Source organism: Bradyrhizobium sp. DN3, assembly GCF_041357655.1.
Lineage (GTDB): Bacteria > Pseudomonadota > Alphaproteobacteria > Rhizobiales > Xanthobacteraceae > Bradyrhizobium.
Genome location: NZ_JAULLN010000018.1, coordinates 1 through 13953 on the forward strand (window position 1 = coordinate 1; position 13953 = coordinate 13953).

Genomic DNA, 13953 nt, shown 5'->3' on the forward strand with positions numbered 1-13953 from the left:
CGCTGCACCCTAAAAAGCTCGCCGCCCTTTTTGAGTCAGGCTCTCAGGATGAGGGCGGAGTGTGCGGCAGCTGTTTTCAACGCCCTATGCCAATTAGCCTCATCCTGAGGAGACCGCGGAGCGGTCGTCTCGAAGGACGAGGCGCTTGCTCAGTCCGCTCGATTGCCCTGCCTTGCAAGGCGAGAGGGCACGAAAATGCGCGGCGCACTATTTTGAGCGTGATCGTGCTATGCTCTCCCCTGCATGAACGGGGCTTTCCTTCACACCGTCTTTGACATCGCGGCGTGGCTGGCGGCGGCAGCTGCCGTCTACTGGCTGTCGCGACGGCGCCTGGAATTTCCGGCGCAATCCTTCGCGCTGCCCTACATCGCCGCGCTGGTGTTCGGCGCAGGCATCGGTGCCTATCTGTTCGGGTCGATCAATCTGTGGCTGTCGGGCCAGAGCGGCATTGCGCGCTCGGTCGAGGGCGCACTCGCCGGCGGCATCGTGGCGATCGAGCTCTACAAATGGTCCGCAGGCATCGCTATACGAACCGGGGCCCGTTTTGCCTTGCCGCTGGCGCTCGGGATCGCGATCGGGCGGCTCGGCTGCTACTTCGCAGGCCTCGACGATTTCACTTACGGCACGCCGACGGGGCTGCCCTTCGGGCATGATTTCGGCGATGGCATCCTTCGACATCCGGTGCAGCTCTACGAGAGCGCCGCCATGGGCGTGTTCGCGCTTCTCTATGTGCTGGCGGCCTTGAACCGAAACGGGTTTGTGATCACCAATGGTTTCTACCTCGTCCTCATCTATTATGGAGCGCAGCGCTTCCTGTGGGAATTCCTCAAGCCCTATGGCACGCTGATCGGCCCCTTCACGCTGTTTCACCTGCTGTCGCTGTCCATCCTGCTCTACGCCGCATTCATGCTGGCGACGGCGCCCAAAGCGAGATCCCTGCATGAACGCGCCGTTGCGTAAGTCGCGTCCCTATATCTTCTGGGGTCAGACCCAGTCCCTCTGCGAGACCTGCCTGGATCTCGTGCCGACCAAGATCCAGATTCTCGGCAACGAGGTCTGGTACGAAAAGCGCTGCAAGCAGCACGGCGTCCAGTCGACGCTGGTGTCGACGGACGCGGCCTATTGGCGCCTGTGCAAGGATTTCATCAAGCCCGGCGATCGACCGCTGCAATTCCAGCAGCGCACGGAATTCGGCTGCCCCTATGATTGCGGCCTGTGCGCCGACCACGAACAGCATTCCTGCCTGGCGCTGATCGAGATCACCGAGCACTGCAATCTCACTTGCCCGGTGTGCTTCGCCGACTCCTCGCCCGCGCGCACGAAATTCACCCCGCTCGTAAAGGTCGAGCGGATGCTGGACGCGCTGGTCGCGAGCGAAGGCGAACCCGACCTGGTGCAGATTTCCGGCGGCGAACCGACGCTGCATCCGGATTTCTTCGAGATCCTGGACGCCGTGCGTGCCCGCCCGATCCGCCACGTCATGATCAACACCAACGGCCTGCGCATTGCCCGCGAGAAGGATTTCGTGGCGCGGATCGCCGAGAACAAGCGCGGGCTGGAGGTCTATCTCCAGATCGATTCGCTTCAGCGCGATGCGCTGATCAATCTGCGCGGGGCGGACCTGCGCAAAATCCGCCAGCAGGCGCTGGAGAATCTCGAGCATTACGGCGTCTCGACCACGCTGGTCGCGACCATCAAGCGCGGCGTCAACGATGCCGAGATCGGTGACATCGTTCGTCATGCGCTCACCTGGACATGCGTGCGCGGCGTCACGCTACAGCCGGTGCAGGACGCTGGCCGCAATGAGGATTTCGACAAGAATACCGATCGCATCATGCTGTCGGAGATACGCAAGCGCGTGATTGAGACCGGCGTGTTCGGCGACAAGGACATGATCCCGTTGCCCTGCAACCCTGAGAGCATCTCGATCGGCTATGGCCTCCGCAACGGCGAGAAGGTGCTGCCGCTGACCTCGCTGTTACAAGCAGGAGCAGCTCGTCGCCGTGATGCCCAACACGATCAGCCCGGAGAAATATCCGGTGCTGCGGGAGAAATTCGTCGATCTGTTCTCGCTGTCCTCGGGGCCGCTGAACACCAGCGAGCGGGTCTGCGAACTCTTGTGCTGCCTGCCGAGCTTCGAGGTGCCGCAAGGGCTCTCTTACGAGAACGTCTTCCGCGTCACCATCGTGCAGTTTCTCGATCGCTTCAATTTCTGCGTCGGCAACGTCAAGCGCAGCTGCATCCATTTCGTAACGGAGCAGGGGGCAATCATTCCATTCGACACCTACAATCTGTTCTACCGCAACGGAAGGATCGACGGCATCCGCGCCGGGCTCGAAGGGCAGACTTATCGCGAGGCAAGGCAGGGCGAGGAGGCACCACGATGAGCGATACGCCACCACCGGTTCTGCCGCCCGTCCCGACGCCCGTTGAACCACGCAGCGGCTGCCTCACCGCGTTCATGGTGATTTCAGGGGTGATCCTGCTGCTTCCGGGTCTCTGCGCCCTGCTGTTCGGCGGGGCTTCGGTGATCGACGGGGGCAAGATCGACTCGGACATCGCGCCGCTGGTCTTCCTGGGACTGGTCGTCGGCATCGGAGGCGTCGTCCTGATCTGGGCGGCCATCAGGGGGCGAAAGGCCCCCGCCCATCCCGGAACTCAGCCCTAACCCCCGGAGATCCCGGACAAAATTCAGTCAACCAACGGCCAAAGAACACATTGTTTTTTGGCGTTTTTTGCATATATTGCGCCGCAACGCGTAGGGCGCCCGGTCTGATATGGCCGGGCTTCCTTTTTGGGCGGCGAGCGCCCGTTTCCAGTCTTCCAGCGTTGTTTCGAGAAGAGGTCCCGGTCCGACCGGCGAGATCGCGCTTAACCCATTGTTCGAACGCAAAGAAGCTCACTCATGAACCTCCGCAACGTCGCCATCATCGCCCACGTCGACCACGGCAAGACGACCCTGGTCGACCGTCTCCTGCAGCAGTCCGGCACGTTCCGCGAGAACCAGAAGGTGACCGAGCGCGCCATGGACTCCAACGATCTGGAGCGCGAGCGCGGCATCACCATCCTGGCCAAGGCGGCCTCGGTGCAGTGGAAGGACACCCGCGTCAACATCGTCGATACCCCCGGCCACGCCGATTTCGGCGGCGAGGTCGAGCGCATCCTGAACATGGTGGACGGCGCACTGGTGCTGGTGGACGCCGCCGAAGGCCCGCTGCCGCAGACCAAGTTCGTGGTCTCCAAGGCGCTCAAGGTCGGCCTGAAGCCGATCGTCGTCATCAACAAGGTCGACCGCCCCGACGCGCGCCCGACCGAAGTCATCAACGAGGTGTTCGACCTGTTCGCGGCGCTCGACGCCAGCGAAGAGCAACTCGACTTTCCGATCCTCTACGGCTCGGCCAAGCAGGGCTGGATGGCCGAAAGCCCCGAGGGTCCGAAGGACAAGGGCATGGAGCCGCTGTTCGATCTGATCCTGCGCCACGTTGCGCCGCCGAAGGTCGAGGAAGGTCCGTTCAAGATGATCGGCACCATCCTGGAGGCCAACCCCTATCTCGGCCGCATCATCACCGGCCGCATTTCTTCCGGCGTGCTCAAGCCGAACCAGCAGGTCAAGGTGCTCAACGCCGACGGCAAGCTGGTCGAGTCCGGGCGTATCACCAAGATCCTGGCGTTCCGCGGCCTCGAGCGTACCCCGCTCGATGAAGCCGAAGCCGGCGACATCGTCGCGATTGCGGGCCTGACCAAGGGCACCGTTGCCGACACATTCTGCGATCCGACCGTGGAAGTGCCGCTGCCGGCACAGCCGATCGATCCGCCGACGGTGTCGATGTCCTTCATCGTCAACAACTCTCCGCTCGCCGGCACCGAAGGTGACAAGGTGACGAGCCGCATGATCCGCGACCGTCTCTTGCGCGAAGCCGAGGGCAATGTCGCGCTGCGCGTCGTCGAAGCCGCCGACAAGGACGCCATGGAAGTGTCGGGCCGCGGCGAGTTGCAGCTCGCGATCCTGATCGAGACCATGCGCCGCGAGGGCTTTGAGCTCTCGGTGTCGCGCCCGCGCGTCGTGTTCCAGAAGGATGAAGCGACCGGCGCGACCATGGAGCCGATCGAGGAGGTCGTCATCGATGTCGATGAGGAGCATTCCGGCGTCGTCGTGCAGAAGATGAGCGAGCGCAAGGCCGAGTTGATCGAGATGAAGCCGTCGGGCGGCAACCGCCAGCGCCTGGTGTTCTACGCGCCGACCCGCGGCCTGATCGGCTATCAGGGCGAGCTGCTCACCGACACCCGCGGCACCGCGATCATGAACCGCCTGTTCCACGGCTATGCACCGTACAAGGGCGAGATCCAGGGCCGCCGCAACGGCGTCCTGATCTCCAACGACCAGGGCGACGCCGTGGCCTATGCCATGTTCAAGCTGGAAGACCGCGGCCCGATGATGATCGAGCCGGGCTGGAAGGTCTATCGCGGCATGATTGTCGGCGAGCACACCCGCGACAACGATCTCGAGATCAACGTGCTCAAGGGCAAGCAGCTCACCAACATCCGCACGACATCCAAGGACGAAGCGGTGCGCCTGACCCCGCCGATCCGCATGACCCTGGAAAAGGCGCTCGCCTATATCGAGGACGACGAGCTCGTCGAGGTCACGCCGAAATCGATCCGCCTGCGCAAGAAGCACCTCGACCCGAACGAGCGCAAGCGCGCGGAGAAGGCCAAGGAAGCGGTGGCGTAAGCTGCCGCACGCCGCAGTGCCGTAGGGTGGGCAAAGCGAAGCGTGCCCACCACTTCTACTGCGACTGGCGAGCGATGGTGGGCACGGCGCTATGCGCCTTTGCCCACCCTTGAAACTGTCATTCTCCGCGAAGGCGGGGAATCCAGTACGCCGCGGCTTCTCCGCAAATCACTAGCTTCTCTGGAATACTGGATCGCCCGCCTCCGCGGGCGATGACAGCTCGGTTTGTGATGGCTTCAGCGCGTATCACAGACGTGCTAGAGCCCGCCTATGACTTCCCTCCCCTCCTCCGTCGACGTCGCGATCATCGGCGCCGGTGCCGCCGGCCTCGGTGCCGCGCACGCGCTGGCGGGCTCCGGCCTTTCCGTGGTCGTGCTGGAGGCGCGTAACCGGCTCGGCGGCCGCGCCTGGACGGTGCTGGCCTCGCCCGAGGTGATCTTCGACGTCGGCTGCGGCTGGCTGCACTCGGCCGACAAGAACTCCTTCGCTCCGATCGCGAAGCAGCTCGGATTCGAGCTCAACACGGCCCTGCCTCCCTGGCGCGAGCGCGCCTTCGGCAACGCCTTTCCGCAAACCGAGCGCGACGATTTCATGCGCGCGATGGAGGCGTTCTACGAGCGCCTCTGGCAGGCCGCGCAAAAGAGCAAGGACGAACCCGCGAGCCTGAGCCTCGAGCCGGGCAACCGCTGGAATCCGATGATCGACGCGGTCTCGACCTACGTCAATGGCTGCGAATTGAAGGACATGTCGACGCTGGACTGGGACGCCTATGAGGACAGTGACCTCAACTGGCGCGTCCGTCGCGGCTATGGCACGCTGATTGCCGCCTATGGCGCGCCTGTCATGGTGGCCCTGAGCTGCAACGTCACGTTGGTCGATCATTCCGGTCAGCGCATCCTGCTCGAAACATCGCGGGGCACGCTGACCGCGGACAAGGTGATCGTCACCGTCCCGACCAATCTGATCGCCAATGAGACGATTCGCTTTTCACCACCGTTGCCGGCCAAGGTCGATGCCGCCGCCGGCCTGCCGCTCGGCGTCGACGACAAGGTGACGCTGGCGCTCGATGGCGCCGAAGCCTTCCCGACCGAAGGTAATCTGCGCGGCGCCACCATGCGCACCAAGATGGGCACCTACCACATCCGTCCGTTCGGCCAGCCCTGCATCGAAGGCTTCTTCGGCGGCAGCTTTGCGCGCGAGCTGGAAGACGCGGGCGAAGGCGCCATTGCCGCGCAGAGCATCGACGAGATCGCGGGCCTTCTCGGCAACGACATCAGGCGCAAGCTGAGGCCGCTGTATGAATCGCGCTGGGCGCGCGATCCCTTCGCGAGGGGCTCCTATTCGCATGCGCTGCCGGGGCACGCGGGAGATCGTGCTGTGCTCGCGGAGCCAGTGGACGGACGGTTGTTCTTCGCGGGAGAAGCGACGTCGCCGAATTTCTTCACGACGGCGCATGGAGCGCGGGACAGCGGGGAGCGCGCGACTAACGAAGTGCTGGCGGCGCCGGGGAAGCGCTAACTAGGGGTCGTCCCGGCGAAGGCCGGGACCCATACCGCGTGATCCATCGGTGATCTTCGGTATTTGTACCGCGGGCTGGCACCTTAACTGCCAGTCTTCGCCAAACCTCTTCCTGTGGTTATGGGTCCCGGCCTTCGCCGGGACGACACCGAATGTGCGGTGCCGCCATCCAATTGAACTGACGACTCACTCAATCACCCGCGCCCGCAAATCGGCATCGGGCACGAAGCAGGTGTCATACTTGCCGAAGATGCGATAGCGGTTGCGTGCAACAAGGCTGTAGACGGGGTCTCTTAACAGTCTCGGCACGGCGAACAACGCGCGCACCCAGCCCCAGCCAGGGAGCAGCGACAACACGGTCAGCGCGGCGTCCGACTTCATGAGCACCTCGCCGCCGTGGACCACGGCATTGGTATCTGGATCGTGCGGATCGATGCCGAACGTATGCGCGAGCCGGGCACCATAATCCGATTGGATCGGCGTGAAGCGAAACCGCTTCGCCGTATCGCGAGTCGCCACGAAGCGGACCCAGCGCGAGCAGAAGATGCAGACGCCGTCATAAAGGATCACGTCGTCGTCGGGCCATTTGCTCATCAGCGATTATCCAGCGTCAGGAGAGCCACCAGCATCAGCACGATCGCCGGCCCGGTCTTCACCAAAGCACCTAATGGCTCGATCCAGAGATCGGGCGTGAGGATGGCTGCACCCACCATGTAGCCCAGCGAGGCGATGATGCCGGCAGCGAGTCCGATCGCCGCGGTGCGGCGGAAGGCGATCAGCACGCCGATGCTCATATCCATCAGGCTGGTGCCGATGGTGATGGGATCGACCAGCGCTGGCGGAAAGTTGTGCGCGCTCAGGATGTCGGCGGCGCCGCGATAGGACACGAACAGTGCGATGAAACCCGAGACGAGCCAGAACACGACCAGGCTTGCGAAGATCAGCGCCTTGGCCAGGAACAGCCGCGCGAACCATTTGTCTTGGATACTTGCCGGATGGCGACCGATCGTCTCAGCCAATGTCTTGGGTGCGATGCCCGTGGCTGCGATCCAAGCCGAGGGATCGCCGGTCACGCCACGGCGCAGCTCGGCAATGGCGGTGGAACGCAGCGGCGGCATCCAGCCGAGATGACTGGCTAAATCGCCGATTTTGGCGCCGAGATCTAGCAGGGATGACGGCATCGCGATGAGTCGCCAGGTGGCCGTGCCGAACGCGTGGCGAAACTGCTTGATGACGCCGGCGATCGTGACTGGCTCTGCCTGCATCAGGTCCCAGCTCACCGCTTTCACGGAGGCGTCGTCGATATCACGCGCGGCGAGCCAGGCGATGGTGGCGGCGATGTCCTCGACCGCGACGGGCTGGAAGAGCGTCGCCATTTCCCTGTCCGGCAGGTCGAGCGGGAAAGCGGCAAGCGCACGCAGCATGGCGCTGCCGCCATAGGCTGACGGCGCAATCACGAAGCCCGGCCGCAGGATGGCATGGGGAATGCCGGAGGCCGCGATCAGACGTTCGGCTTCGCGTTTGGTCGTTGCGAAGGCGGTGCGATCCGCCTCCACCACGCCAGGGATCGAGATGTGCACCAGACGGATCGCACGGCCGCTCGCGCCAATCGCCTGAAGCAGGCGCGCGACGAAATCACGATGCACGATATTTGTGTCGCTGCCGGGCCCGTCCTGGAGCACGCCGAGGCAGTTCACGACGACATCGACGGCATGCTCGCTGAGCACTCGCGCCAGCGCAGCCACATCCAGGATGAGGATCGGCAGCTCGATGTCCAGTGCACCCATCTGCTGCGCCGGCGACAGCTTACGTGCCACGCCGACAACGCGAAAGCCACGCGCGCGCAAATCGTCGGTGACGAAGCGGCCGATCAGGCCGGAGGCGCCGAACAGTAAGATGGTTCGCTTACTCATTGCGCCTCTCAAAACGGTTTTGCGATCATCAGCCAGAGGATCAGCATCGTCGCGCCGAAGCCGGGGAAACCGAATGCGAACCAGCGGCGGAACAGAACGAAATAGCGCTCCGGAAGCGCGTTGCACTGTTCGGCCGCCTTGCGCGCGAGATCGCGCATCTCGATCTGCATGAAGACGACGGGGACCCAGAACAGGCCTGCGACGGCATACAGCGCCAGCGAAGTCAGCAGCCAGCGCTCGGTGAGCGACGTCGCCGAGAGCATCATCAGCAGGCCGCCCGTGACCGGCTGAAGGATCACGGCCGACAGCGTGAAGATCGCATCCGCGATCACGACCACGGCGGCAGTGCGCGCGATGAATGTCACATCCTGCGTGCGATGCGCCATCAGCATGAAGAAGGCGATGCCGGTTCCGGTGCCGAGGATGACGATGGCGCCGAGCACATGCAGGAATTTGACCAGGAAATACAGCGTCATGGCTTCTTGGTCGCCATTGGCTTGAGCTGGTTCAGCGCAGGCGCGAGATCACCGCTTGCGGCTTTGGCGCCGGCCTCGGATTCGATCATCCAATGCCCCTCGCTGCCGACGGCCGGCAAGGTGTGGAAGTCGACCTTGCCGCCACCGCCGCGAAACGTCTCGACCAGCTTTTGCGAAAACGCCGGCGCGAAGTAACTGTCATTGGCCGCAACGAGCCACGTGACGGGAATGCGCGCGGCCTTGCCGAACTCGGCTGCGGCCGCAAGCAGCGTGTGCGGCGCGCATATCCTGTTCGGCTCATCATTGGCATGGCCGCCGCGCCCCGGTGCGAATGCAATGATGGCGGAGATCGCCTTCGGATCGGCATTGGCGAGCGCCAGCGCGCCCCAGCCGCCGGCGGAATGGCCGAGCACGATCGCGGCGTCTTTGCGGATAAATTCCTGCTTTCGCAAATAGTCCAGCGCGAGCGAGATTTGGTCGGCCGTTGCGCGGGCCGATCGCGCGTAGTCCGCCTCGTCGCAGCCGCCCTGGTCCTCGACATAGCGGCCACCGGTCGCGCCATGGCCGAGCCGTTCCGGCACCAGCACGGCAAAGCCGCGCGCGACGAGATACGCCATGAGCGCGCGATATTCCGGCCGCGGCATTTGCGCGCGACGCAAGCCATTCTGCGTCGAGGCGTGGGCGATGACCGCGAGCCGGAACGGGCCGACACCGAGGGGGCGAAACAGCAGCGCATGCGCGGCCATGCCGGTATCCGGCGATGGCACGCGCCACTCTTGCCGGCGAAACGGTTCGCCCTCCTCTCCCAATGGGCCAAACGTGACCTGCGCGCACAGAGGTGACGCTGCCAGCACGGCCAGCAAAGACAGAAGCGCGGGAGTGACGAGGAGCCGCATGAATTGCCAGAGGAGGCGGACACGAACAGCAATGGCCACACTAATAGGAACGAATCACTCCGGGCAGACTTTCTGCGCTGCCATTGCCATTCATTCGTTGCCGCAACGAGTTTTGCACCGACACATGGCAGGCCACTGCCATTCAAAACGCCGGCGTGTCCTCTTTCGGGACAACGGGGTTGAAATACTGATGCAGAAAGTCCACACGTTAACCGATAATTAACGATAGGTCTTGCCGCCGGCGCGGCGACTTGATTTGATCGCCTCTATGAGCACAACCCTGATCGAGGTCCGGCCGGCCAAAGCCGCAGATGCAACTGCGGTGGCGTCGACCCATGACGAAGCCTGGCGCTCGGCTTATCAGGGCATCATCCCCGGCGCCGAGCTGGAAAAGCTGATCAACCGTCGCGGTCCGCAGTGGTGGGACAGCGCGATTCGCAAGGGCAGCCGCGTCAGCGTGCTGGTGTTCGGCGACAAGATCGCGGGCTATGCCAATTATGGCCGCAACCGCGCCCGCAGCCTGCATTTCGACGGCGAGATCTACGAACTCTATCTGCGGCCGGAATTCCAGGGCCTCGGCTTCGGCCGCCGTCTGTTCGCCGCCGCCCGCCGCGACCTGATGCAGAGCGGCCTGAAGAGCATGGTGGTGTGGGCGCTCTCCGATAACGACCCGGCCACCGAGTTCTACCGTGCCTTGGGCGGCCGCATGGTGGCGCGCTCCTCGGAGCGGTTCGGGCCGAAGTCGCTCGACAAGGTTGCCTTCGCTTGGACCAATTGAGCTGCTGAAACCTGAATCGGCAGCGTTTTCCATCCGTTGATACCGCCCGCCTTCTGCGCCGGTGATCGCCGGATTCATTATTTCACAAAAACGCGATGGATCAGCGGGCCAAGCCCGCGTATGACAGCGCCAAAATCGCTGCCGGGCGCGATTTCACCTCGGCAACAACGGAGCCTTGAATGCGTATCGATGCGGTCTCGATCGGGAAGAACGTACCCCACGACGTCAATGTCATTATCGAAGTCCCCGTGGGCGGCGAACCGATCAAATACGAGATGGACAAGGAGGCCGGCACGCTCGTCGTCGATCGCTTCCTCTACACGCCGATGCGTTACCCCGGGAACTACGGCTTCATCCCGCACACGCTGTCGGATGACGGCGATCCCTGCGACGTGCTGATCATCAACACCCGCGCCATCATTCCCGGTGCCGTCATGAGCGTGCGCCCGGTCGGCGTGCTGTTCATGGAAGACGAAGCCGGCGGCGACGAGAAGATTCTGGCGGTGCCGTCATCGAAGCTGACGCAGCGCTACGACAAGGTGAAGAGCTATTCCGACCTGCCGGACATCACGCTCCAGCAGATCCAGCACTTCTTCGAGCACTACAAGGATCTCGAGAAGGGCAAGTGGGTGAAGATCCTGCGCTGGGGCGGCCCGGAGGACGCGCACAAGCTGATCCTCGAAGGCATGGATCGCGAGAAGAAGAAGGCCTGAGCCTTCGGTATCCCGGACAAAAGGTGTGCTCCCTCGCCCCGTTCTTACGGGGAGAGGGTTGGGGTGAGGGGCTACCTCCACAAAGACGGTCAGAGTTGGACTCGCGGAAAGTCCCCTCACCCGGAGTCCGCGCTTCGCGCGAATTCCGACCTCTCCCCCCAAGCGGGGAGAGGTGAAGAAAAGCTACACCGCCGGCTTCGGCAGCCCTGCGATCGCGCAGGCGGCGCGCAGCGTGTTCACCAGCAGGCAGGCGACCGTCATCTGGCCGACGCCGCCCGGCACCGGCGTGATCGCACCGGCAACCCCAAGCGCTTCCTGATAGGCGACGTCGCCGACGAGGCGCGTCTTGCCGTCTGCTTTGGGGATGCGGTTGATGCCGACGTCGATCACGGTCGCGCCCGGCTTCAGCCAGTCGCCGCGCACCATCTCCGGCTTGCCGACCGCGGCGTAAACGAGGTCCGCGCGCTTCACGAGGCCGGGCAGGTCGCGCGAGCGCGAATGCGCGATCGTCACCGTGGCGTTCTCGTTCAGCAGCAATTGCACCAACGGACGGCCGACCAGGTTTGAGCGGCCGATGACGACGGCGTTCAGCCCTTCGAGCGAAGCGTGCACACTTTTGGTCAGGATGATGCAGCCGAGCGGCGTGCAGGGCGAAAGCGCCTCAAAACCGCCGGCGAGCCGGCCGGCATTGCTCGGATGCAGGCCATCGACATCCTTGGCGGGATCGATGGCGTTGATGACGGCCTCGGTGTTCAGCCCCTTCGGCAGCGGCAGTTGCACCAGAATGCCGTGCACGGCCGGATCGCGGTTGAGCTTTGCGACGAGAGCCAGGAGATCCGCTTGCGAGACGTCGGCGGGCAGCTTGTGCTCGAACGAGGCCATGCCGGCGCCTTGCGTCTGGGTGTGCTTGGAGCGGACATAGACCTCGCTGGCGGGGTCGTTGCCAACCAGCACCACCGCGAGGCCGGGGACCAGATTGTGCTCGCGCTTGACGCGGGCGACCTCCTCGGCGACGCGGCCGCGAAGTTCCGCGGCAATGACTTTTCCATCGATGATTTTGGCGGTCATGTCAGTTCCTTCAGTCTTTCGATTTAGCCGACACGAGCTGGCGCAGGGCTTCTCCGAGCCGCACCGGGTCGCCGTCGACCGCGATCTGCTTCAACCGCGAGGTAGCTCCCGATAGCAATTTTACGCTGGCCTTGGGCACGCCAAGCGATTTCGCCAGCAGGACCAAGACAGCCTTGTTGGCCTCGCCACCATCGGCAATGGCGCGTACCCGCACCTTGAGCACGCTGCGGCCGTCGGAGAGTTGCTCGATCCCGTCGATGTCGTCGCGGCCGCCGCGCGGCGTCACCCGCAGCGCGATGCTGACGCCTGCGGCAGAGATGCGCCAGGGTTCTTTGGCAACCAAGGCGCTCCAGCCCGCTTAGATCACGTTCGGGTAGATGTAATACAGGATCACCCGCTCGATGAACATGATCAGCAGAATCAGGATGATCGGCGAGATGTCGAGACCGCCGAGACTGGGCAGGAAATTGCGAATCGGTGCCAGCAGGGGCTCGGTGATCCGGTACAGGAACTCCGCCACCGCCGAGACGAACTGGTTGCGGGTGTTCACCACGTTGAAGGCGATCAGCCAGGACAGGATCGCGGCCGCGATCAGCAGCCAGACGTAGAGATCGAGCACGATGATGACGATGTCGAGAACGGCACGCATGGCTTTTGAAAACTCTGGCTCCGGTCGGGATTGACGGCGTTCGCTTGATATCGGTTCCCCCCGACCCAAACAAGGGAAGTCGGCGCCCGGATGGCCAAAACCGGGTTATACCCGTCCTTGACTTGACCTTGGCGGGGACTTAAATGGCGCCCGGTTGTCGGCCGCGTTCACCAGAGCGGCCTGCAAAGGGGCCATAGCTCAGCTGGGAGAGCGCGTCGTTCGCAATGACGAGGTCGGCGGTTCGATCCCGCCTGGCTCCACCACGCTTCGCCCTTCGGGCTACGCGTGGCACAGCCGCGCAAGAGCCTGAAGGGGCGAAGCGTGGTGTCCGGCGAAGCCCGCAGGGCGAAGACGGACTATCTCGGAAAATCTACCTCCCCGTGAACCTCGGCGGCCGTTTCTCCATAAAACTCGCCACGCCCTCCCGGAAATCGCTGCCGTTGAGCGCCACCATCATCTCCCGGTTGGCGTCGATCGTCGCTTCCGCCAGGGTCTGGAACGGCACCTCGTAGAGCTGCCGCTTGATCACGGCCATCGCGCTCGGTGAGACGAAATCGGCGAGATCGCGCGCATAGGCATAGGTCTCCTCGCGGAGTTTTTCCGGCGAGTAGAGCCGGTTCACCAGCCCGATCCGCAACGCTTCGTCGCTGCTCACGCGCCTCGCCGAGAGCAACAGATCCAGCGCATGGGCATGGCCGACGATGCGCGGCAACATCCAGCTGATGCCGTGCTCGGCGACCAGGCCGCGCCGCGCGAAGGCGGTCGTGAACACGGTGTTGTCGGCAGCAAAGCGCAGGTCGCAATAGAGCGCGTGGACCAGGCCGATACCGGCGGTCGCGCCGTTGAGCATGGCGATGACGGGCTTTGCGATCGACGGATAGAAGCCGTAGCGCGTCTGCCAGTCCGGGCGGCGGTTCATGTCGAACGGCGGCAGGTTCGATGCGCGCCCGACGTCGTTAGGATCGAGCCCTTTCAGCGCATCCATGTCGGCACCGGCGCAGAAGGCGCGGCCCGCGCCGGTGAGCACGATGACGCGGACATTGTCGTCGGCGCTTGAGGCTTCCATCGCGTGACGCACGTCGCGCTCCATGACCGGCGTCCACGCATTCATGCGGTCCGGGCGATTGAGCGTGATGGTCGCGATCCTGTCGCTCACCTCATAGAGAATGTGTTCATAGGCCATGGCGCTCTCCCTTTGCTTGCCGGCGCA

The 13953-nt window shown here is 63.9% G+C and carries 14 protein-coding genes, 1 tRNA gene and 1 pseudogene; 8 read left to right on the plus strand and 8 right to left on the minus strand.

Annotated features, from left to right (window positions below):
* Positions 1–243 precede the first annotated feature (243 nt).
* The 5 genes and pseudogenes from AAE027_RS24775 (at position 244) to AAE027_RS24795 (ending at position 6250) form a co-directional block, all read left to right on the plus strand.
* Entirely contained in the window at positions 244–960 is a 717-nt protein-coding gene (locus AAE027_RS24775) for a prolipoprotein diacylglyceryl transferase family protein (RefSeq protein WP_370989093.1), read from the plus strand.
* Positions 941–2387, plus strand: a pseudogene (locus AAE027_RS24780) (radical SAM protein). Before AAE027_RS24775 ends, AAE027_RS24780 begins: the two are co-directional and overlap by 20 nt.
* The gene (locus tag AAE027_RS24785) at positions 2384–2668 is read left to right on the plus strand and encodes a hypothetical protein (RefSeq protein WP_128930583.1); all 285 of its coding nucleotides are present in this window, start codon (positions 2384–2386) and stop codon (positions 2666–2668) included. Before AAE027_RS24780 ends, AAE027_RS24785 begins: the two are co-directional and overlap by 4 nt.
* Before the next feature lie 237 nt (positions 2669–2905).
* Positions 2906–4732 (plus strand): translational GTPase TypA, encoded by a 1827-nt coding sequence (gene typA, locus AAE027_RS24790; RefSeq protein WP_130217145.1) that lies wholly within the window; start codon positions 2906–2908, stop codon positions 4730–4732.
* A 270-nt stretch (positions 4733–5002) separates the two neighbouring features.
* Positions 5003–6250, plus strand: a complete 1248-nt coding sequence (locus AAE027_RS24795; RefSeq protein WP_370989092.1) for a flavin monoamine oxidase family protein — start codon at positions 5003–5005, stop codon at positions 6248–6250.
* A gap of 186 nt (positions 6251–6436) precedes the next feature.
* Here AAE027_RS24795 and AAE027_RS24800 read toward each other — a convergent pair whose 3' ends face one another.
* From AAE027_RS24800 to AAE027_RS24815, 4 genes are read right to left on the minus strand one after another with little or no spacing between them, the layout of a single operon-like run.
* Positions 6437–6844, minus strand: coding sequence for a thiol-disulfide oxidoreductase DCC family protein (locus tag AAE027_RS24800; protein ID WP_370989091.1), 408 nt, complete (start codon positions 6842–6844; stop codon positions 6437–6439).
* Positions 6844–8163, minus strand: coding sequence for an SDR family oxidoreductase (locus AAE027_RS24805; RefSeq protein ID WP_370989090.1), 1320 nt, complete (start codon positions 8161–8163; stop codon positions 6844–6846). The genes AAE027_RS24800 and AAE027_RS24805 overlap by 1 nt, the downstream gene beginning before the upstream one ends.
* 8 nt (positions 8164–8171) lie before the next feature.
* Positions 8172–8639, minus strand: coding sequence for a DUF2269 family protein (locus AAE027_RS24810; protein WP_370989089.1), 468 nt, complete (start codon positions 8637–8639; stop codon positions 8172–8174).
* The gene (locus AAE027_RS24815) at positions 8636–9535 is read right to left on the minus strand and encodes a dienelactone hydrolase family protein (RefSeq protein ID WP_370989088.1); all 900 of its coding nucleotides are present in this window, start codon (positions 9533–9535) and stop codon (positions 8636–8638) included. Before AAE027_RS24815 ends, AAE027_RS24810 begins: the two co-directional genes overlap by 4 nt.
* 268 nt (positions 9536–9803) lie before the next feature.
* On the opposite strand from AAE027_RS24815, the gene AAE027_RS24820 reads away from it, so the two are divergent.
* Both AAE027_RS24820 and ppa read left to right on the plus strand, forming a co-directional pair.
* Entirely contained in the window at positions 9804–10313 is a 510-nt protein-coding gene (locus AAE027_RS24820) for a GNAT family N-acetyltransferase (RefSeq protein ID WP_008136728.1), read from the plus strand.
* Between the two features lie 179 nt (positions 10314–10492).
* Entirely contained in the window at positions 10493–11026 is a 534-nt protein-coding gene (gene ppa, locus AAE027_RS24825; protein ID WP_370989087.1) for an inorganic diphosphatase, read from the plus strand.
* A gap of 183 nt (positions 11027–11209) precedes the next feature.
* Here ppa and folD read toward each other — a convergent pair whose 3' ends face one another.
* The 3 genes from folD to AAE027_RS24840 are packed head-to-tail and all read right to left on the minus strand — an operon-like array spanning position 11210 to position 12743.
* Positions 11210–12094, minus strand: coding sequence for a bifunctional methylenetetrahydrofolate dehydrogenase/methenyltetrahydrofolate cyclohydrolase FolD (gene folD, locus AAE027_RS24830; protein WP_370989086.1), 885 nt, complete (start codon positions 12092–12094; stop codon positions 11210–11212).
* Positions 12095–12104: 10 nt separating this feature from the next.
* Positions 12105–12437 (minus strand): DUF167 domain-containing protein, encoded by a 333-nt coding sequence (locus AAE027_RS24835; RefSeq protein WP_370989085.1) that lies wholly within the window; start codon positions 12435–12437, stop codon positions 12105–12107.
* A gap of 15 nt (positions 12438–12452) precedes the next feature.
* Entirely contained in the window at positions 12453–12743 is a 291-nt protein-coding gene (locus AAE027_RS24840) for a YggT family protein (RefSeq protein WP_091882830.1), read from the minus strand.
* Positions 12744–12930: 187 nt separating this feature from the next.
* Here AAE027_RS24840 and AAE027_RS24845 point away from each other — a divergent pair.
* Positions 12931–13006 (plus strand) — tRNA-Ala (locus AAE027_RS24845).
* A 107-nt stretch (positions 13007–13113) separates the two neighbouring features.
* On the opposite strand, the gene AAE027_RS24850 is transcribed toward AAE027_RS24845, so the two are convergent.
* Positions 13114–13926, minus strand: a complete 813-nt coding sequence (locus tag AAE027_RS24850; RefSeq protein WP_370989084.1) for an enoyl-CoA hydratase — start codon at positions 13924–13926, stop codon at positions 13114–13116.
* Positions 13927–13953 lie beyond the last annotated feature (27 nt).